This is a genomic window from Paraburkholderia sp. GW821-FHT02A12 (genome assembly GCF_059422005.1).
Map to the genome: position 1 here is coordinate 3457520 of NZ_JBWKWA010000002.1, position 19242 is coordinate 3476761.

18 protein-coding genes and 3 pseudogenes are annotated in these 19242 nt (G+C 61.1%); 16 read left to right on the forward strand and 5 right to left on the reverse strand.

What is annotated here, in order from left to right; all coding sequences use genetic code 11:
* Positions 1 to 43: 43 nt before the first annotated feature.
* Both AC07WT_RS37030 and AC07WT_RS37035 read right to left on the reverse strand, forming a co-directional pair.
* Positions 44 to 352, reverse strand: a complete 309-nt coding sequence (locus tag AC07WT_RS37030) for an acylphosphatase (protein WP_492596028.1) — start codon at positions 350 to 352, stop codon at positions 44 to 46.
* 126 nt (positions 353 to 478) lie between these two features.
* Complete coding sequence (locus AC07WT_RS37035) at positions 479 to 2377, reverse strand: potassium transporter Kup (RefSeq protein ID WP_494950788.1); 1899 nt, start codon at positions 2375 to 2377, stop codon at positions 479 to 481.
* A 113-nt stretch (positions 2378 to 2490) separates the two neighbouring features.
* Here AC07WT_RS37035 and AC07WT_RS37040 point away from each other — a divergent pair, with 113 nt between their 5' ends.
* The 4 genes from AC07WT_RS37040 (at position 2491) to AC07WT_RS37055 (ending at position 5250) form a co-directional block, all read left to right on the forward strand.
* Complete coding sequence (locus tag AC07WT_RS37040) at positions 2491 to 3924, forward strand: NRAMP family divalent metal transporter (RefSeq protein WP_494950789.1); 1434 nt, start codon at positions 2491 to 2493, stop codon at positions 3922 to 3924.
* Positions 3925 to 4048: 124 nt separating this feature from the next.
* Positions 4049 to 4624: an RNA polymerase sigma factor gene (locus tag AC07WT_RS37045; protein WP_494950790.1), complete on the forward strand. Its 576-nt coding sequence runs from the start codon at positions 4049 to 4051 to the stop codon at positions 4622 to 4624.
* Positions 4625 to 4636: 12 nt separating this feature from the next.
* The gene (locus AC07WT_RS37050; RefSeq protein WP_492596024.1) at positions 4637 to 4951 is read left to right on the forward strand and encodes a hypothetical protein; all 315 of its coding nucleotides are present in this window, start codon (positions 4637 to 4639) and stop codon (positions 4949 to 4951) included.
* Entirely contained in the window at positions 4948 to 5250 is a 303-nt protein-coding gene (locus AC07WT_RS37055; RefSeq protein ID WP_494950791.1) for a 4Fe-4S binding protein, read from the forward strand. Before AC07WT_RS37050 ends, AC07WT_RS37055 begins: the two co-directional genes overlap by 4 nt.
* Before the next feature lie 218 nt (positions 5251 to 5468).
* Here the strand turns inward: AC07WT_RS37055 and AC07WT_RS37060 are convergent, their stop codons facing one another.
* Positions 5469 to 6353: a LysR family transcriptional regulator gene (locus tag AC07WT_RS37060; protein WP_494950792.1), complete on the reverse strand. Its 885-nt coding sequence runs from the start codon at positions 6351 to 6353 to the stop codon at positions 5469 to 5471.
* A 229-nt stretch (positions 6354 to 6582) separates the two neighbouring features.
* On the opposite strand from AC07WT_RS37060, the gene AC07WT_RS37065 reads away from it, so the two are divergent.
* The 10 genes and pseudogenes from AC07WT_RS37065 (at position 6583) to AC07WT_RS37110 (ending at position 16775) form a co-directional block, all read left to right on the forward strand.
* Entirely contained in the window at positions 6583 to 7419 is an 837-nt protein-coding gene (locus AC07WT_RS37065; protein ID WP_494950793.1) for a sulfite exporter TauE/SafE family protein, read from the forward strand.
* A 120-nt stretch (positions 7420 to 7539) separates the two neighbouring features.
* Positions 7540 to 9102, forward strand: a complete 1563-nt coding sequence (locus AC07WT_RS37070; RefSeq protein WP_494950794.1) for a 4-hydroxyphenylacetate 3-hydroxylase family protein — start codon at positions 7540 to 7542, stop codon at positions 9100 to 9102.
* Between the two features lie 18 nt (positions 9103 to 9120).
* Positions 9121 to 10188 carry an aromatic ring-hydroxylating dioxygenase subunit alpha gene (locus AC07WT_RS37075; RefSeq protein WP_494950795.1) on the forward strand — a complete coding sequence of 356 codons (1068 nt, stop codon included), beginning with the start codon at positions 9121 to 9123 and terminating at the stop codon, positions 10186 to 10188.
* A gap of 55 nt (positions 10189 to 10243) precedes the next feature.
* A pseudogene (locus tag AC07WT_RS37080) lies at positions 10244 to 11043 on the forward strand (aminotransferase class III-fold pyridoxal phosphate-dependent enzyme).
* The gene (locus tag AC07WT_RS37085) at positions 11040 to 12428 is read left to right on the forward strand and encodes a SidA/IucD/PvdA family monooxygenase (protein ID WP_494950796.1); all 1389 of its coding nucleotides are present in this window, start codon (positions 11040 to 11042) and stop codon (positions 12426 to 12428) included. Before AC07WT_RS37080 ends, AC07WT_RS37085 begins: the two are co-directional and overlap by 4 nt.
* A complete protein-coding gene (locus tag AC07WT_RS37090; protein WP_494950797.1) occupies positions 12400 to 13749 on the forward strand; it encodes an NAD(P)/FAD-dependent oxidoreductase in 1350 nt (449 codons plus the stop codon). The genes AC07WT_RS37085 and AC07WT_RS37090 overlap by 29 nt, the downstream gene beginning before the upstream one ends.
* Before the next feature lie 28 nt (positions 13750 to 13777).
* Positions 13778 to 14437, forward strand: coding sequence for an FMN-binding negative transcriptional regulator (locus tag AC07WT_RS37095; protein WP_494950798.1), 660 nt, complete (start codon positions 13778 to 13780; stop codon positions 14435 to 14437).
* Positions 14430 to 15527 (forward strand): cell division protein ZapE, encoded by a 1098-nt coding sequence (zapE, locus tag AC07WT_RS37100; RefSeq protein WP_494950799.1) that lies wholly within the window; start codon positions 14430 to 14432, stop codon positions 15525 to 15527. Before AC07WT_RS37095 ends, zapE begins: the two co-directional genes overlap by 8 nt.
* Positions 15515 to 15904, forward strand: coding sequence for a tautomerase family protein (locus AC07WT_RS37105; RefSeq protein WP_494950800.1), 390 nt, complete (start codon positions 15515 to 15517; stop codon positions 15902 to 15904). Before zapE ends, AC07WT_RS37105 begins: the two co-directional genes overlap by 13 nt.
* Before the next feature lie 184 nt (positions 15905 to 16088).
* Entirely contained in the window at positions 16089 to 16775 is a 687-nt protein-coding gene (locus AC07WT_RS37110) for a fumarate hydratase (RefSeq protein ID WP_494950801.1), read from the forward strand.
* A gap of 92 nt (positions 16776 to 16867) precedes the next feature.
* On the opposite strand, the pseudogene AC07WT_RS37115 reads toward AC07WT_RS37110, so the two are convergent.
* Positions 16868 to 17269, reverse strand: a pseudogene (locus AC07WT_RS37115) (aminotransferase class V-fold PLP-dependent enzyme); the annotation flags it as partial.
* 110 nt (positions 17270 to 17379) lie between these two features.
* Between AC07WT_RS37115 and AC07WT_RS37120 the strand changes: the two are divergent.
* Both AC07WT_RS37120 and AC07WT_RS37125 read left to right on the forward strand, forming a co-directional pair.
* Positions 17380 to 17814: pseudogene (locus tag AC07WT_RS37120) on the forward strand (alkaline phosphatase family protein); the annotation flags it as partial.
* A gap of 61 nt (positions 17815 to 17875) precedes the next feature.
* Complete coding sequence (locus tag AC07WT_RS37125; RefSeq protein ID WP_494951140.1) at positions 17876 to 18211, forward strand: alkaline phosphatase family protein; 336 nt, start codon at positions 17876 to 17878, stop codon at positions 18209 to 18211.
* 184 nt (positions 18212 to 18395) lie between these two features.
* Here the strand turns inward: AC07WT_RS37125 and AC07WT_RS37130 are convergent, their stop codons facing one another.
* Positions 18396 to 19196, reverse strand: coding sequence for an alpha/beta fold hydrolase (locus tag AC07WT_RS37130; RefSeq protein WP_494951141.1), 801 nt, complete (start codon positions 19194 to 19196; stop codon positions 18396 to 18398).
* Positions 19197 to 19242: the final 46 nt, after the last annotated feature.

Consider the following 19242-nt stretch of genomic DNA (forward strand, 5'->3'; position numbering starts at 1 on the left):
CGGCGGTAAAGCGAGTCCTCCAACTGTCGCTGCCTGCTACCACTCACTGGGTGGGCAGACGCTCAAAGTTGTCAAAGCGGGCAAACGGCGGCTGCACCTCGGTTACTTCGATCTCGTCGACCAGCGCTGCGGACATACCCTCGCTGAGCCAGGCACACATGGTCGCCAACTGCTCCGGAGAGCCCTGCAGCATCGCCTCTACCGAACCATCCATCCGGTTGCGAACCCAGCCGGTTACGCCCAGCGCTCTGGCGCGGCGTACGCACGCCTCCCGATAGCCGATACCCTGCACCTCGCCACGCACCTGTACCAGCCGGGTTTCGAGCGGCTCGTCCTTATCGCCGAATTCCATGCGCATACTCCATCATGTTGATGCACCTGCGAAGGCGCTTAAATGAAGCGGCTCGCCTGTGCCTGGGCCGCTCAAGCGTGGTCCAACCGAGGCAGCTGGGTTACCGCCCAGTTGCCGCACGCAAAACTACAAATTTATCTGCCCGCCCAGTTCTACGACACGGTTCGCCGGCAGACTGTAGTACTCGGCCGCCTGCGCCGCGTTTCGCCCCATAAAAGCGAAGAGCTTCTCGCGCCATAGCGACATGGCTTTGCTTTCTCCTGTCGCGAGGACTGTGTCGCGTGCCAGAAAGAACGACGTGTCCGCTGGCTCGTATTGCCAGTCAGGTATCCGTTTCTCGACAAGATGAAGAATCGCCGGGACGTTGGGAATCTCCATGAAGCCATGACGGACCGTGACTGAGTAGCATCCGTGGCCCAGGTTTTCCACCACAGCCTTCTCGTTGTCTGGTACATGGGGCACGTTGTCTGTCGTGCCGGCCAGGAAGATGTTGATTCGATGCATCACCCGGTTGTGCTTGAGATTGTGCATGAATGCGGTCGGCGTCATACCGGCCACACCGCCGGGAAATACCGCCGTGCCTTCAACGCGAGGCGGCGGATATGAGCCGTCACACAGCGAATGGATGAGTTCCGGCAGCGGTATGTTCTCACTTCTCATTCGTTCGACTACCACCTCGCGTCCCCGATGCCAGGTCGTCATCACGGTGAACAACGCGCCGCCCGCCAGCAACGGAAACCATCCGCCGTCGAGGACCTTGCTGGCATTGCTCGACACGAACACTACATCGATAAGCGCCAAAGGGCCAATGACAGCCAGTGTCGCGGCCGGCTTCCAGTTCCACAGACAGTGGGTAATGAAATACATCAGCAGGGTGGTCAGCAGCATGGTCGACGCGACTGCAATGCCATAGGCGGCTGCCAGGTTATCGGAAGACTTGAAGAACACGACGAGAAACACGACCGCGGCGTAGAGCGACACGTTGATGAACGGCACGTAGACCTGACCCACCTCGTGCGTCGACGTGTGGACGACGGGAATGCGGGGCAACAGGCCGAGTTGGACTGCCTGCTTTGTCATCGAGAATGCGCCGGAAATCACGGCCTGGGACGCGATGATGGTTGCTGCAGTGGCCAGCAGGACCAGAGGCACGAGCGCCCAGCTGGGAGCCGACTCGAAGAAAGGTTGCGCCACCGCCGCGGGATTCGTCAGAACGAGTGCGGCCTGGCCAAAGTAATTGAGGACCAGGCTGGGTAGCACGAGGAGCAGCCAGGCAAGGCGAATCGGCTTCTTGCCGAAGTGACCCATGTCCGCGTATAGCGCTTCGCCTCCTGTCAGGGCAAGAAACACTGACCCCAGGACCACAAACGCGGTGCCGGGAGCATGCGCAACGAAGCTCACCGCGTAAAGCGGCGATGCAGCTCGCGCAATGCCTGGGTTGTCGGCGATATGGGATATACCCAGCACAGCCAGGGTGACGAACCACACAATCATCACGGGCCCAAACACTTTCCCGACCGTACCTGTACCACGCTTCTGAAGTTTGAACAGGCCAGTGAGGATGACAAGCGAGATGGGTACTATCCAGGTCGTCAGATGGGGGTCCACCAGCGTCACGCCTTCCACCGCTGAAATGACGGAAATGGCGGGCGTAATCATTGAGTCGCCATAAAACATTGCGGCGCCAAACACGCCGAGCGTGAGTAGTACCTGGCGCAGTCGCACGGGCGCGACGCGGGAAGCCAGCGCCGTGAGCGCGAGGATCCCCCCTTCACCATCGTTGTCCGCGCGCATGACGAAGCTGACGTACTTCAGCGTGACCACAACGAGTATTGACCAGAGAATCAGCGATACGATGCCAAACACATTGGTCTGACTGATGCCGCCTGCGGCTTTTAAACATTCGCGCAATGTGTACAGCGGGCTCGTTCCGATGTCTCCAAAAACTACGCCGATGGCGCCAAGGACCAGACTGGGCGCGGCGTTAACGGTCGGAGTAACGGTACTGGTCGCAGATGAGGACATAGGGGTGTCGTAAGTTAAATGAAATAAATGAACGCCGTTTCTTACCTTGTCCGCGTCTGATAGGACTGGGGGCCCTGCACAAGCAGGAGGTCTAGCTTGTAGCAGTTCCTTCGATGTACGTATCCATTTCGAACCCTCGATATATTGTGCTGTGCGGGTCAGCGCTGGCGCAGCGGCAGCGGCGGCGCACCTGGATGCTCGACCGTGTAAGGTGGTTGATGGGTACCGCGTGCCTGCCGACGGTACATGTCACGCTAAAATCAGTCGCCGAATACTACCTTCGCTTCCTTTCAGAAAGCATGACTGACTCCTCGCTGCTCAAACCAAAGGTCTCGCCCGGTCTGCGATGGGTCGCTTTGTGGGGACCGGGACTGCTCGTGATGCTCGCTGACTGCGATGCCGGAAATGTTGTAACGGCAGCGCAGGCCGGCGCGCAATGGGGTCTTCAACTTCTGGTTGTGCTGCTGGGCCTCATCCCTCTGCTTTACATGGTCCAGGAACTCACTGTCCGGCTTGGCATTTTCACCGGGCGAGGTCACGGCGAACTCATCCGCTCGAATTTTGGACCACTGTGGGCGTGGGTATCGGCACTCGGACTGGTCGTTGCCGTGCTCGGCTCGCTTGTGACTGAGTTCACTGGGGTAGCTGGCGTGGGAGAGATGTATGGCGTCTCCCGGTCCATTACGTTACCGCTTGCCGTCGTCACCCTGATAGCCGTCGTGCTCTCAGGCTCGCATCGACGCGTAGACAAGGTCGCAATGGTCATTGGGGCCTTCGAATTGATGTTTTTCGTTGTGGTGTGGAAGGCGCACCCGAACGTCCACGACCTGTTCCGGCAAATGGCTACCCTCCCGCTCGCCAATCACCAGTTTGGATACCTTGCGGCTGCGCTCATTGGCGCGACGTTCAATCCGTGGATGGTCTTCTATCAGCAAGCGGCGGTGGCGGATAAAAAACTCACTCCGAGAGACTACACGGCGGCTCGGGTCGAAACGGCCGTTGGTGCGGTCCTCACGCAGCTGCTGACGGCGGCGGTCCTTGTCGCTGCAGCGGCAACGCTATCGGGAAGTGGTCACCTACGTTCCCTGCAAAGCGTTGGCGAAATCAGTAACGCTCTCGCGACCGTAGTGGGTCCACACGCGGGACGCCTTCTCTTCAGTGCCGGCGTTCTCGGCGCATCGATGGTGGCCGCCATTGTCTGTTCGCTGTCTCTGGCCTGGGGGCTGGGTGAAGTGGCGGGATACAGACGGTCACTTGAAGACCGGCCCGCGAGCGCCCCGTGGTTCTACGGGGTGTATGTCGCCTCGGTAGCCGGCAGTGCTTACGTCGTCTGGCTGGCGCCGAACCTCGTTTCGCTTAACGTTGCGGCGCAGGTTGTCAACGCGTTGATGCTGCCACTCGTGGTTGGATTACTCATCGCCCTCAGCGTCGCCGCGCTGCCTTGCCAGCATCGGCCTCGTGGAGCTTACTTGTGGCTCATCACTGGGATTGCAGCGGTCGTGTGCGTCGCGGGCATTGTCGGCGCCGGTTTCGGGGTCTTCTCCTGAAGGGCCCCTGATTTCGCAGAGGGAACGAGGACCGGTGACGGATGCGAAATGTGCGGATAGCAGTGACGCGCGAACAAGTTGTCCTCCCTGACAATATTTCTGATCGTGAATCGTCTACAGACGTATGGAACCGCCGCGCGCCCCGGACTCGATGATCGAACGAGATAGTGACATCACTGCAACTGTTTTGCGTGAGCGTACGAAGCTCGGCAATTTCATCCGGCGTCGCGTGCACGATCCGAGTGAAGCCGAAGACATCTTGCAGGATGTATTTCGCGAGTTCGTGCAAGCCTATCGGCTCCCTGCGCCGATTGAACAAGTTAGCGCGTGGCTGTTTCGCGTGGCGCGAAACCGCATCATCGACCGCTTTCGCAAGCGGAAAGAGCAAGCGCTGACCGAAATGGAAGACGCCCCCGGCGACGCCGAGTATCGACTGGATCTCGCGCTGCCGGCAACCGACGCCGGTCCAGAAGCCGTCTATGCAAGGTCTGTGCTGCTGGAGGCCCTGCAAGACGCGCTCAACGAATTGCCGGTGGAGCAGCGCGACGTCTTCGTTGCTCACGAACTCGAAGGACGCAGTTTTAAGGATCTGGCGTCCGGGAGCAGTGTCGGCGTGAACACGCTGTTGGCACGCAAGCGTTACGCGGTACTGCATCTGCGCGCTCGCTTGCAAGCCGTGTATGACGATCTGGATATCTAAAGGAGCAGATAGATGAGTTTCAGACTGAGATGCTTCGGCAAGGCACTGTTGGTTCTGGTGGGCATTGCCGTGCTGGGATGGATGGTGATGCTGCTATGGAATTGGGTTATCCCGGCGCTATTCATCAGCGGCCGTTCGATCGATTATCCACATGCGATGGGCCTGTTGATCCTGAGCCGGATTCTCTTTGGTGGATTTCGAGGTCATGGCGGTTGGCATGGACGCAGGCATTGGCGTCGGTGGGAACGCATGACGCCGGAGGAACGCGAAAATTTTCAGAAGAGCGTATCGCCCGCTAACGGCAAGCCCCAAGAGGATCGAGCATGAGCAACGCATCAACATCCGCTTGCAAGCAAACCGCAGGCGTGATTGCTCCCGTCGTCAATTTGAAGCAGTGTGAAGGCAAGGGCGATTGCGCAGTAGTCTCTCCCGAGCACGTTTTCGAAATCCGCCGGATCGACCTGGCTGACTACCAGCAGTTGGGAGCGCTGCAGAAATTCAAGCTGCGCGTATACGGAATGAAGGTTGTGTACACGCCGAACGCCGATGCGTGTCGGGCATGCGGATTGTGTGTGACAGCATGCCCGGAGCGGGCCATTACGTTGGCCAGAAGCGGGATGGTATGAGGCAGAAAGCCCTCGCCTGGAGGGCAAGATCGATTCTCGTTGAACAAAGCGCGCGAGTCGGAGCGGGTTCGCCTACAAGGCTTCGTGGAGGAACGGCAAGGTCGACATTCGCAAGCGGTCCGGACGTGATATTGCAGTTGACGCCCGACGCAAAAATATACCGTCTGATAGCAGCGTCAACGTAGCCGCTGGACTCGTCACTGGTTTCGCCATGTGCTTCACACTTCGCCGTGCAGCGCCGCTGCGAAACCGTCGACTAGCGTCGACATGCCGCGCCGGTACAACATCGCCACCGCCGTCGAATTGTCGGTGCCGGAAAGTGAGACGAAGCACACGCTGGCGGGCGCAATCGAGCGCATGCTGGCGGGCACGAGCGCCACGCCCAGACCTGCCTCGACGAGGCTCAGCAGCGTAGTCTTGCGCGAGGTCGCACGCGCCGCGCGCGGAAAAAAGCCGTTGCGCATGCACAATTCGGCCACGCGATAGCTGAGCCCGCCGCGCTCGCCGTGCGGCAATGAAACGAACGGCTCTTCGCGCAACGCGGCTACGGCCACTTCGCTCGATCCACTCAGCCGATGCGAAACCGGCACCGCCAGCATCAATTGCTCGGTGTAGACCTCTTCGATTCGCACACCGGGAAACTTGATATGGACCGGCAAACGCACCAGGCCGATATCGCTGCGGCCCTCTTCGATGTCTTCGCCCTGATGATCCGACGACATTTGCGAAATTTCCAGCGAAGCGCCGTTGTTGCTCAGATAGGACTGGATTCGCTGCATCAGCGGACTAGCGAGCGCCACCGAACTCGAATGCAGCACACGGATCACGCCCTGCTCGCTGCGATCGGCATGCCGGGTTTGCACCAGCGTTTCATTCAAATTGAATAACAGACGTTTCGCGCCGTCGTAGAACGTTTTGCCGGCCGGTGTAAGTTCGAAACGGCGCGCACCGCGTGTCAGTAATTGCACTTGCGCTGACGCCTCGAGTTCTTTCACCTGCCGGCTCAGAGCCGACTGCGCAACAAATAAACGTTCAGCGGCGAGGCTGTAACTGCCCGCCTCGACGATTTCCACGAAGTAGCGTAGTTGCCGCATCGACACCATGGTCTATGCCTTTTTTAGATATTTGATTGCGTATTTTATATTGGTCAGCCTCCGGATGCATCGATATAGTGGTTTGCCGCTCGCGTCAAACCTTGCGGAAAATTGTGAGGGAGGCGAATCGGACGCCTGATGTCGCTAGAAGCGGCTAAAACGGCAATACGTAAAAATGGTTAATACGTGTGCCGCTCGCTTGAATGCGAGCACTACGTTTTCGTCTGCCGTTGGGCCGTTGGCAGTTTATACACGATTCATAACCCGCGCATTCAACGCTGCACAGAATAAATATTCAATCATTATCAGAAAACGAGGGGCCAAACCCGTGCTGACCAATTTGACCACCTCCCATCTGTCCATTATCTGGCTGGGCGTCACATTATCATATGTGGTGTTCGGTATTGCGGGTTTCGGTACCGCGCTGGTGGCAAGTCCGTTACTAGCACAATTCATGCCGATTTCCCATATTGTACCTTTGCTGGCATTGCTCGATTTTTTCGCCGCATCGGTGAATCTGGCACGCGATGGCCACAAGGCGGAATTCAGCGAACTGAAACGACTGGTACCGTTAATGATACTCGGCAGCGGAATTGGCGCACTGATTCTACTGCTCACCAAACCCGACGTTTTATTGCTGCTGCTCGGCGTATTTGTGATCGGTTATTCGACTTATTCGCTGAGTGGCTATAAACCCATCAGAAAATTCGGACCGGCTTTCTCGGTGCCGTTCGGACTAGTGGGCGGCGTGTTCAGCGCGCTCTTCGGCAGTGGCGGTTTTATCTACGCGATCTATCTGCAGAGCAGGCTCGACAGTAAGGAGCATATCCGCGTCACGCAATCCACATTGATCGGACTGTCGACGTTGACCCGGCTAGTGATTTTCCTGGCGGCCGGTGTGTATGCCGACGTCAATCTGCTGCTGCTAGCCGCGCTGCTTGCGCCGAGCATGCTCGCCGGCGTCTGGCTCGGACGGCACATCACGCTGAAACTGTCGCGCGAACAGTTCGTGCGGCTCGTGAACATCGTGATCTTCGTCTCCGGGATTTTTCTGATCGTCCGGTATTTCTCGTAGTCCCGTCTGACAGCCCTTAGTCAAATCTCTGTCCCGTATTCCTGGCAGGCGCGGAACGCCGCTTCAACGCGGCTATATCTACCTGTCGCCAGTCAGGCACGCATCAACTTGGAGGAGCCCATGAGTCACAACACATCTGCCGCATTGAAGCTGGAAATTGCGGAGAAAAACGAGATGTTCACCGCCGCCGATTATCTCGCCAGCATCGATGACGGTCGCGAGGTTTTCATTTATGGCGAGAAGGTCCGTTCGGTCACGACCCACCCGGCGTTTCGCAACAGCGCGCAGTCGATCGCGCGACTGTACGAGGCGCTGCACGCGCCCGAATCCCGCGACACGATGACGACGCTCGACCCGAACGGCTACCGCACACACCGTTATTTCACGCCGGCGCGTTCGTCCGACGATCTTCTGAAAGCGCGCAACGCCATAGCTCACTGGTCACGGCTGTCGTACGGTTTCATGGGCCGAACGCCGGACTACAAGGCAGGCTTCACTGCGACGCTGCTGTCGGATCCGGACTTCTACGACCCGTTTCGCAACAACGCGGTGCACTGGTACAACCAGACCTCGCGAAATGTGATGTTCATGAACCACGTGCTGGTGAATCCGCCAGTGGGCCGCGCGAAAACGATCGACAGCATGCGCGACATCTACCTGCACGTGGAGAAGGAGCGCGGCGACGGGATCGTGGTGCGCGGCGCGAAAATGGTTGCGACCAGCGCGGCCATCTCGAACGCGACCTTCGTCGCGCAGAACAGCGCGACGCAATACACCGAAGGCCGCGAGGAGGATTTCGCGCTGTGCTTCATCTTGCCGATGAACGCGCCGAATCTGAAGATCGTCTGCCGCCGCTCGTTCGAAGCGTCCGCGCTGAGCCCCTTCGACAACCCCTTGTCGAGCCGCTTCGACGAAAACGATTCGGTGCTGATTTTCGACGGAGTATTCGTACCGTGGGAAAACGTGCTCATCTATCGCGACATTCCGAAGGCGCGCAGCTTCTATTCCGCGTCGGGCTTTCTGAACCGGTATCCGCTGCAGTCAGGCACGCGTCTCGCGGTCAAGCTTGACTTCCTATGCGGCGTGCTGATCAAGCTGCTCGAATCGAACGGCACCTATGAGTTCCGCGGCGTGCGCACCAAGGTCGCCGAAGTGGTTGGCTGGCGCAATGCGATGTGGTCGCTGACCGAAGCGATGTGCCTCGCGCCGGAATCGCGTAGCGACGGCTCGGTCGTGCCGCGCCTCGAAGCGGCCGCAACGGTCCGCTATTTCGGCGCGCAGATCATGTCGCAGATCAAGCCGATCTTCGACACGATTCTGGGCGGCTCTCCCATCATGCAGGTCGCGAGCTACGCGGACATGAAGAATCCCGACCTGCGCGACCTGATCGACACCTACTTCCAGGGCACCGATTCGAACGCCGAAGAGCGGCTGAAACTGGTCAAGTTGTTGTGGGACGCGATCGGCAGCGAATTCGGCGGCCGCCACGAGCTATACGAGCACAACTACGCGGGCAATAACGAACAGGTACGGCTCGACATGCTGAACCACGCGACCTCGAGCGGCGCAATCGGCAAGTGCAAGGCGCTGGTGGACAAGTGCCTCTCCGACTACGGAGTCGAGGGCTGGCGCAATCCGGTGTGGCACTTCGACGGCCAGCGCGAAGCCAGCCTCATCGTCTAACCCCAAAGAGAGCAAATCATGATTTATGGTGGTAAATGGGATCGCGACGGTCTCGACTACAAGGCGTTGCGCGATCAATGGCACGTGGTCGCGCGCGTCGACGAAGTGCGAGACGGCACGCCGCTACCGGTGCGTCTGCTTGGCGAGGACCTCGTCCTGTGGCGCGGTCCGGCTGGCATCAATGCGTGGAAAGACTACTGCGGGCATCGCGGCGCAAAGCTATCGCTCGGTTGCGTGCGCAACGGAGAGATCGAATGCCCGTATCACGGCTGGCGCTATTCGGAAAGCGGCCAGTGCGTGAAGGTACCCGCTCATCCGGATCACGAACCGCCCCAGCAGCGGCTCGTCTATCCGCATCGCATCACCGAGCGCTATGGTCTCGTGTGGGTCAGTCTCGGACAACCAGAAGGCGACGTGCCCGCGTTCCCCGAATGGGACGACCAGGGCTTTCGCAAAGTGTACGCCGGGCCATATCGCTACCGCGCGAATGCGCTCCGCTCGGTCGAAAATTTTCTCGACGCGTCGCACTTTCCGTTCGTGCATGCCAACCTGAACGGCGATCCGGAAAATCCCGATCCAATTGCGGACTACGAGGTCTTCAAAGGACCGCAAGGTCTGACGACCTCGGAAATTTCGGTGTTCCAGCCGTACGGCGATCATCGCGGGATTCCGGTGACGGCGCGCTACACGTATCACGTGTTCCAGCCCACCACCGCGTATTTCACGAAGAAGACTGGCGTCACCGAACGCTTCTGCACATTCCTGAACGCAACGCCCGCCGACGAAGACGAAGCGGTGCTGTACCTGATCGTCACGATCAATTTCGGTGCCGACTTGACTGAAGAACAGATTCTGAGCCGTCAGGACCGCGTATTCGAACAGGACCGGCGGATCGTCGAATCGCAACGTCCGTACCGGCTGCCGCTTGATCTGCGCGAAGAAATGCACGTGCGCAGCGACCGGCTCGCGGTCGAATACCGCCGCTGGCTGAGAGCGCTCGGCGAAGCGGCGCTCGCCGTCAACACCACCACGATTCCGATTCAGCCGGCGCCGGCCGGTTCGTCGAGGAGCACTTCCTATGCTTGAACACTCCATTGAGAGCGCGCCGCAGCACGCGCTGCCGCAGCCGCACGACGTGCCGCTGACTACGCTAAGCCTGCTCGCCGAGCGCGAATCGAATGCGCGCACTTATGCGCGATCGATCGACCGCGTGCTGACGAAGGGCGAGCTCGCCATCGTCCATGACAGCGAAGGTCGCCGTTATCTCGACTGCCTCGCCTGCGCGGGGGCCCTGCCGCTCGGCCACAATCATCCGTACGTCAAGGAACGCGTGAACCGCTTCCTTGCGTCGGGTCACATTCTGCAGGGGCTCGACATCGCGACACCGGCCAAGGCCGCGTTTGTTGACGAACTGTACCAGGTATTACCGCCCGCCTTCGCCGCGAACGCCAAGGTGCAGTTCTGCGGACCGAGCGGCGCCGACGCGGTCGAAGCCGCGGCAATCAGATCGCGCTGGTGTCGGGCGCGGCCACGCTGCAGTATCTGCGCGAGAACGACCTGCCCGCCGCCGCGGCGCGGCTCGGCGCGAAGCTGTGTGCCGGACTCGGTGCGCTGCAGCAGCGCTTCGACTGCATTGGCGACGTGCGCGGCCGCGGTCTGATGCTCGGCATCGAGATCGTCGATCCGCACGGCCCGCGCGACGCACGCGGCCTGCCGCCCGCAAACGGCGCGCTTGCCAAACGCATTAAGCGCGAATGCCTGCAGCAAGGGCTGATCATCGAAACCGGCGGACGCCACGGCGCTGTGTTGCGCATGCTGCCGCCGCTCGTGCTGACCGACGCACAAGTCGATGAGATCCTGACGCGCCTGAATCTGGCCTTCGCCGAGTGCACGGCGCCGGTCTGCCAGAACACCGGCACACAGCCTGCGGAGGCATTATGAACCGCACCGCCATGCCATTCGCCGCCACGCAGCAGCCGATGCTCGACGTCATCGGCATCGGCTTCGGTCCCGCGAACATCGCGCTCGCCGTCGCGCTCGAAGAGCTCACCGAAGGTCTGCGCGTGCAGTTCCTCGAGAAACGCAGCGGCCCACGCTGGCAGGAAGGCATGCTGCTCGAGGAATCGGATATCCAGAATCATCCGCTGCGCGATCTGGTGACACCGCGCAATCCGCGCAGCCGCTACTCGTTCACGAACTTCCTGTTCGAAAACGACCGGCTGTTCGAGCATCTGAACCTCGGCCTGTCGTTTCCGCTGCGCATCGAATACGAACAGTACGTGCGCTGGGTCGCGGGCTTTTTCGCACCCCAGGTGCAGTACGACGTGAACGTGAGCGCCATTGAACCGCTCGTCGATTCCGGCACCGGCATCTTGCTAGGTTACAGGGTACGCGACGCGGCAGGCCGCGAATGGTGCGCGCGCTCGGTGGTGGTCGCACCCGGTCGAACGCCGAATGTGCCGGCGCAGTTCGCGCACGTCGACAGCGAACGCATCGTGCATCTGAACGACTATCTGTTCGCGTTGAAACGCGCCTGCGACGGCGGACACAAGCCGCGCGTCGCCGTGGTGGGCGGCAGTCAGAGCGCGGTCGAGATTCTGTTGCACGCGCACGGACTCGGCTCGTGCGAGAAGGTGGTCGGCATCACGCGCAATTTCGGCTTCCGGCAGAAAGACACTAGTCCGTTCTCGGACGAAGTGTATTTCCCGCAATTCGTTCAAACCTTCTTCTTTGCCGATCAGCAGACCAAAGACCGCTTGCGCACCGAACTCGAGCCGACCAATTACTCGTCGGCGGACAAGGACGTGGTCGAAGCGCTGTACGTGAAGCTCTACGCGAACCGGATCTTGCAGCGCGACTCGCTCGCGGTGCGCACCAATACGGAAGTCAGCCATGTCAGCGCCGATGCGTCCGGGGTGCGGTTGACGTTGCGCGATACGGTGAACGATCGCTGCTTCGCCGAGGAGTTCGATCTGGTTGTGCTCGCCACGGGTTTTCTCGACATCGGCAGCGGTCCGAAACGCGAAGCGTATCCCCGACTACTCACCAGCGTTGCTCCGCTGCTTGAGCTGAGTCGAGGTCATCTCGACGTATCGATCGACTACCGGGTTCAGTTCGCCGATAAGCCTGACGGGGCGGCGCCGTTGTATCTGAATGGTTTGTGCGAGTCGTCGCACGGTATGGGCGATTCCGGTTCATTCAGTCTGCTCGCGCTGCGTTCGGCGGCCATTGCTCAATCGCTCGCCGCGCAGCTCGCGCCCTCTCCCGCTTCTCGTGATCAGACTCAGGATGCCGACAGTGACCTCGTTAGTGACGCTGTTCGCTGAGCGGCCCTGCTGGGCACGCGGCGTGCCGGCTGAAACGGGCGCGAGTGCTTCACCGGTGATCGAGGGCGAGGTGTACGACGTCGTGATTGTCGGTGCCGGCATCACCGGGCTGACTGCTGCGTTTCACGCAACGCGGCGCGGCTTGCGCGTCGCGGTGCTGGAAGCGGGCGAACCCGGTGCGGGGGCATCCGGCCGCAACTCGGGCTTCGTGATTCCGACGCTCAGCCGCGTCGGCCCCGAGGACGTGGCGCGCGCTTGGGGCGCCGCGCGCGCGGTCCGTTTCAATGCCCAGTTGAGCAACGCGGCCAACGCGTTGTTCGAGTTCATCCAACTCGAAAGGATTGACTGCGACGCCCAGCAGAACGGCTGGCTTCAACCCGACCAGTTCGAGGCCGGCGCCGCAGTCTGGGAGAGCCGCCTGCGCAGCTTGCACGAGTCGGGCGCCAAGGCGCGCCTCGTCGGGCCCGACGAATTTCAGGCGCTGACCGGCAGTGCGCGCTATCCGGCGGCGCTCTGTCTGACGGAAGGCGGACAGATCGACCCGCTCGCTTTCACGCGCGGGCTGGCAGCCGCCTTCGTGCGACTCGGCGGCACGCTGGTAAATGGGTGTCGCCTGCTCGTACCAGCCCGGCCGCAAACCGATCAACTGGTGCGGCTCGAGACTCCGTACGGCACGGTGTTCGCACGCCGCGCCATCGTTGCGACCAACGCGAACGGCCACGACGGCGCGAAGAACCTCACTGCCGCGACCTTGCCGTTCGCGCTGTTGCTGGCAGCATGCGATCTTCCGCCTGACGGCGCCGACCATGTGCTGCTCGGCAACCAGCCCTTCTCGGACGTCGGCCGCGATATGTGGTTCTTTCGCCGCCTGCAGGGCAACCGTCTCGTGACCGGCATGTTTCCGACGAGCGCGCGGCTAACGCGTGAAGGCATCAATGCCGAACTGACTCAGCGCATCGAACGAGTGTTCAATGTCACGCCGGCGCGGCTCACCGACCTGTGGGCCGGCCGCGTCGGTGTGACGCCGCGCGGTCTGCCGCAACTGCTGCAGCTCGCGCCGAACGTGTTCGGTTGGACCGGCTGTAACGGGCGCGGCATCGCGCTGTCGTTCGTGATGGGTCAGTGGCTCGCGGAACTGGCCGCGGATGCGCCCGTCGAGTCCGTGCCGATGCCGCTGCAGCCGCTCAAACCGGCCGGTGCCCCGCGCCTCGGTGTCTGGTTTGCACGCCGGCTCATCGCCGCCGAACGCTGCCGACGCACCCAACGTGACCGCCGCGCCGAACATCCGGCACGCGGCGAGGCCGCTACGCCTACCGACTAATTTCCCACCACGACTGCCCGACAAAACCATGATACTGACCGAAGCCGAAGTCCCCGCCGTTGCGCCCGTGCCGTTTCACTACGACGCTTTTCGCTTCAACGATCCGGAACGTATCGACGCGCTCATTGACAGCTTTCCGCTGGCGCTCGTCGTTAGTATCGACGGCCCGCAACCGCACGCAAATCATGTACCGCTGTTTCGCGTGACCGGTTCCCGCGACCTGTTCGGTCACGTGGATGCAGCGAATCCGCAGTTCGCCGGCCTGCGCCGCATTCACGCGCGAATCGTGTTCACGGGACCGGACAGCTATATTCCCCCCGAAGCTTATGTGACACGCCAGTTGCCGACCTGGAACTACGTGTCGGTGCACATGAGCTGCATCGTGGAAATCGTCAACGATCCGGCGCACAAGCTCGACGTGCTGCGCGAGACGGCGGCTCGCTTGCAACCGGACGACGCGCCCTACCAGTTCGACCCGCACGACGAGCGAGTGAAGCGCTTTGCGCCGCATATTCTCGCGTTGAGGGTGCGGGTGAAACACGAGGAAGCGCGCATCAAGCTCTCACAGGATAAAAGTCTCGCCGACCAGCACGCCGCGCTCGATCATCTGCTTGCGAGCCGCACGCGCAGTCCGCGACCGTTGCTCGAAACGTTCTTGCCGCCTGCGGAGTTGCCGCGCCATGATTGACGAAGCTCAGGTCGTGAGCGCACTCGCGGCTCGCGCGATCGTGCCGGACGCTAGCCAGCGCCGCGCAATCGCCGCGCTGGTCGCCCTACTCGGCGCCCGCACGCGGCGCAACTGGCTCGGTCATGCGCAGACGGTACGCGGTGTTCAGAGCGTCTATTGCTATGGCTTACCAGGGCGCGGCAAGAGCCTCATAGTCGATACCGTGTTCGAACTCGCCGTCTGCGCGAAGCGGCGCATCCATTTCCACGAGTTCTTGCGCGAGATGAACCGGCGGCTCGTCGACGAAGCACGCGGCGACGACCGGCTCGGCTCGGTATCGCGGCAGTGGCTAGCCGGCGTGGAGTTGCTGTGCTTCGACGAATTCCATGTGCACGATATCGCCGACGCGTTCCTGATCGGCCGCTTTCTCGACATTGCGCTCAAACTCGGCACGCGCGTTGTGCTGACCTCGAATTATGCCCCCCAGAGTTTGCTGCCGAATCCGGAGTTCCATGAGCGTTTTCAGCCGACTATCGAGCGGATCGAGCGGCACTTCACCGTGATTCATTTCGACGGCTCGCGCGACTATCGCTTCGGCGGCGAGCAGCCAGAACGTCCACGTTTCTTTGCGCCGCTTGATGAGGCAAGCGGCGATGCGTTGCGGCGTATCTTCCTGCGGTACGAAGGCGAAGACACGTTGCGCCCCCGCACGCTCTCCGCGGCGGGCCGGCCATTGAAAGGGCGAGCGGCCGGCAAGACGCTCGCGTGGATAGATTTCGACGAACTCTGCATCGCGAGCCGCTCGCATCTCGACTATCTGGATCTTGCCGAACACTGGCAAGGATTGATCGTCGATCGACTGGCCACGCATTGGCTCGCGAGGCCACAGACGTTGCAACGCTTCGTGTGGCTGGTCGATATTCTCTACGACCGCAAGCGGGCGCTGTTCATCGCATCCGACCAGCCGATTGCGGCCGCCGTCAACGGTCTGGAGGGCGCGCACGACCTGTCGCGCACACTGAGCCGGCTGACCGAAATGCAATCGCGCGCCTATCCGAATCCGTTCGACGGCGCAGCGCTTTCTCCCGAGGTGACGACATGCCTATTGTGAAAATAGAAGAACGCGGTCCACGCAGCGCGGCGGACAAAGCCCAACTCATCGGCGTGGTGTTCGATGCATTGAAGGCGACGCTCGGCGTGAACGACGCCGAATTGCAGGCGCGTCATACCGGCTTCGACGCGGAGGACTTCGTTCCGCCGCTGGGCGCCGCCGATTATCTGTCGATTGAAATCACACTGTTCGCCGGGCGCTCGCTCGACGCGAAACGCCGCCTGTATCGCCGTATTGCCCGCGACGTGGCGCAGTTGCGCAGAATCGATCCGTTGCACGTTCTCGTGTTGCCGCGCGAAGAGCCGTTCGACAACTGGGGCATGCGCGGGGGTCAGGCAGCCACCGACTTGCAGTTCGACTACGCGATCTCGATATGACGACCGTGACCCGGCCGCCAACCGGGCACAACTCAGTTCGCCGACACTATGGCGTCGGCTCGAAGCTGTCAAGCGCGGGAACGGCGGCACTGGGCCGCCGCACGTCTAGTTTTCGCTGCCTTGAGCGCAGTTGGGCTCGCTGTCCCCCCGTATTGCACGGGTCAACTCTCAGCTCGCTACGCTTATGAACATCATTGAAACAAACGACCTGATCCGGCATATCGGATACGCAACGCGTGAGCTTTGCGCATCGAGCGGCTTAGCGCGCATTGGCGGCTGCAGCGTGTTCGCCACGCTCGGCATGAACGTGCAATGGAGCGGCAGCGCCGGCACACTCGCACGAATCATCGAAGCCGGTGTGTTGCGGCAAACCGGCGAAGTACCGATTGAGATTTACTACAACATCGTCCAAGGCAGCGGCATCGACTTACGCATTGCGCTAACCGACGGCGATGCACCCGGCCGCGCGTTGCTGAAAATGCTCAACCCCTCGGACTCGATTGTCGATTGGGCGGTGCAAGCGGCGCCTACGTGGCATCGCAGTCAAGGCGCCGAGAGCGTGCTGGGTCTGGGCATCGGCGGCAATCCGGAGCTCGCTATGCGTATGGCCCGCATGGCCTTGTTCGAGCCACACGACATCGCGCAAGTGATGGAGCGCGGCGCGCATGGCTGGCTCGAGCAATCGCGCATCGAGATGATGGCGGCATGCGCCGCGGCCGGCTATCCGGTGAAGGATGTGCTGATCGCCGCCGCGTCGACGCATGCGGGCACCAAGCCGGTCGCGCTGATGTGCGGCGACCTGGCCGCGAGCCGCTTTGCGCATGTGGTGCTGACCGGCAACCAGGTGCGCAGCGGGGCTGACGGTGCCTAACGTGTCACGGAATCATTTCCAGTCTGCGTACGTGAGGACCGGTGGTGCTTATCGAATCCGAGCCTCGCGTGGATCAGATCCGGGCCACCTATTTAGAGTGCCGTCAGTTCTTCGGTAATCTCGAGAAAGCGCTCCATGTCGCGTGGCGCATGACAGTGCAGCGGCTGTATCCGCACCGCGCCTGCGAGGTTGAACGATTTCAGCATCCGTCCGGAGTACAGGCTGGAGGCGACCCGTTCATAGACGATGACACCGCGCTTCTCGTATTCGCGCACTGGGTCGGTGGGGCTCAGGTTCGCAAAGCTGAGGCCAATGATCAGGTCGCGCTTCGTCAGATCGCGATGATCCCATAGCACGTCGATGCCATCGAGCTGCCTGAGACCGCGCCGCCCGCCGTGACCGTCAAGCAGGGCGTCGAGCAGCGCACCCTCATGCAACTCGATGCGATTCATTCCTTGCGCGAAGAGCTCGCGACGATCGATTCCGATGATGAATAACCAATGGTCCACCAGTACGCCGCGCCGCGGCCATAGACCACCTCACCGTTTCGCGCCCCCAATACCGTCCGGTCTTCCGCGAGGAACAATCACGAACCCAGATCACCATGTCAGGTGAAAACATTGGCGACCGGTTGAACACCTCGGGCATCACCTGGGGCGCATTCATGGGAGGCTTGAACGACTGCAAGCTGGCCCATAACAACGTGTCGGGCAGTAGCGCGGGCGCCGACTACGTACCGCACCACGCATTCTTTCAGTACTGGAAGAGCACTCAAAACGCGCGCCACGTGCCGCCGGGTTCGGATGCGGCGATCGGCAAGACTGGCCAGGCCAACCATCAGTACGACTTGGGCCGCTTTCACATCTCGCTCGCGAATCACAATCTGCCGACGGTGAGCTTCCTGAAAGCGCGAGCGTGTCAGGACGGACACGCCGGATATTCCGATCCGCTCGACGAGCGGACGTTTGTCGTGAGCGTGATCAACGATGTCATGCGCTCACCGGAGTGGCGTGAGACCGCGATCGCGATTACCCACGATGATTCCGATGGATGGCGCGACCATGTGATGGGACCAGTCGTCTACCAGTCCAACATAGTTGATGATCAACTGCTGGCCGCGGGGAGCTGTGGCCAACCCGTGCCGAACGACTCGGCAGGCGGCGCGCAAAACGGGCGCTGCGGCTACCGGCCCGCGACTGCCACTGCTGGTGATATCGCCTTGGGCGAAGGCAAACTACATCGACCACCAGGTGACCGATCAGTCCTCCATCATTCGCTTTATCGAAGACAACTGGGGGGTGCCGCGCATTGGCAACGGTTCTGCCGATGCGGTCGCCGGGTCGCCGAATGGGTTCTTCGATTTTGATGGTGGTCCGCGTGCGGGCCGACTGCTGCTCGATGAACGCTCGGGCGTCATCGCAGCGTTCGATCATTGATCGGGGCCGTGTTCACTGGTCACGTCCCGGCCTTGGCACACGGCTTTCTCCACCCGGACCCGCGAGCGCTGAGTTCGCGAGGCCCTAATCTATTCGACAATCGCGCGAGGCTGCCAGCCCGACGCAGCGGCTCGCTTTCGCCGCCATTCTGGAATCGTGTTGGCAGTTGGGCATTCTGCCGTGATCAGATCGCGCGCTCTGAAACGCTGGCGTGTGAAAGATCCATTTTTACCGCATCGAGGAGAAAGCGTTCGATGGCCGTCACCAGTGCCAGTGGCGTTTCGTTCATCGGATAGTGACCCGCATTCTCCAGGACTTCAACGGTGGCGAGCGGATATCGCCGAAGGTACGTCTCGGTCATCAATCTCAGGTTGAACGTCGGATCATGCGCCCCCACGAGCACCTTTACCGGATGGCAGCCCACAATCTCCCCGCTAAAGTCTGTATCGGCCCACGCGTGCAAATACGCTGCGAACGCATTCTTTGACGAATGCTCCGCCGAATAGGCCGCCTTCCACTTGACCCATGACGACGGCAATCGGTTACCCGTGCTGCGATCGATAATGGTCACGCGGTGGTCCTGACGAGCAGCGGCGCCTTCGAACAAGGCGCGCCTTTCCGCGTCGAACTCTATGCCGCCGCACGGCACGGGCGCGACTGGAACCAGCGCAAGCACGCGCTCGGGTGCGCATGCTGCGATCTTCTCGATCGCCATGCCCCCCATCGAGTGACCGATCAGGCTGAATGTATGAAATCCAAGTGCGTCAGCAAGCGCAAGCGTGTCCGCGGCGATCTCGTCGATCGTGTAATTGCCGCCCGCTTCCTTCATGCCACCATAACCGCGATAGTCCATGAAGACGTAGCTGAACACATCTTGCGACAGCCAGACCTCGATCGGCTCGAACGCTCGCGCGTCGCCGAACCAGCCATGCAGCACAAGGACGGGATGGGGACCATTTCCCACCCGATGGAACGTATTGGGCATCTCAACTCCGAAGGAACGATTGGTTAGAGCGGCTTGTTCGCCGATG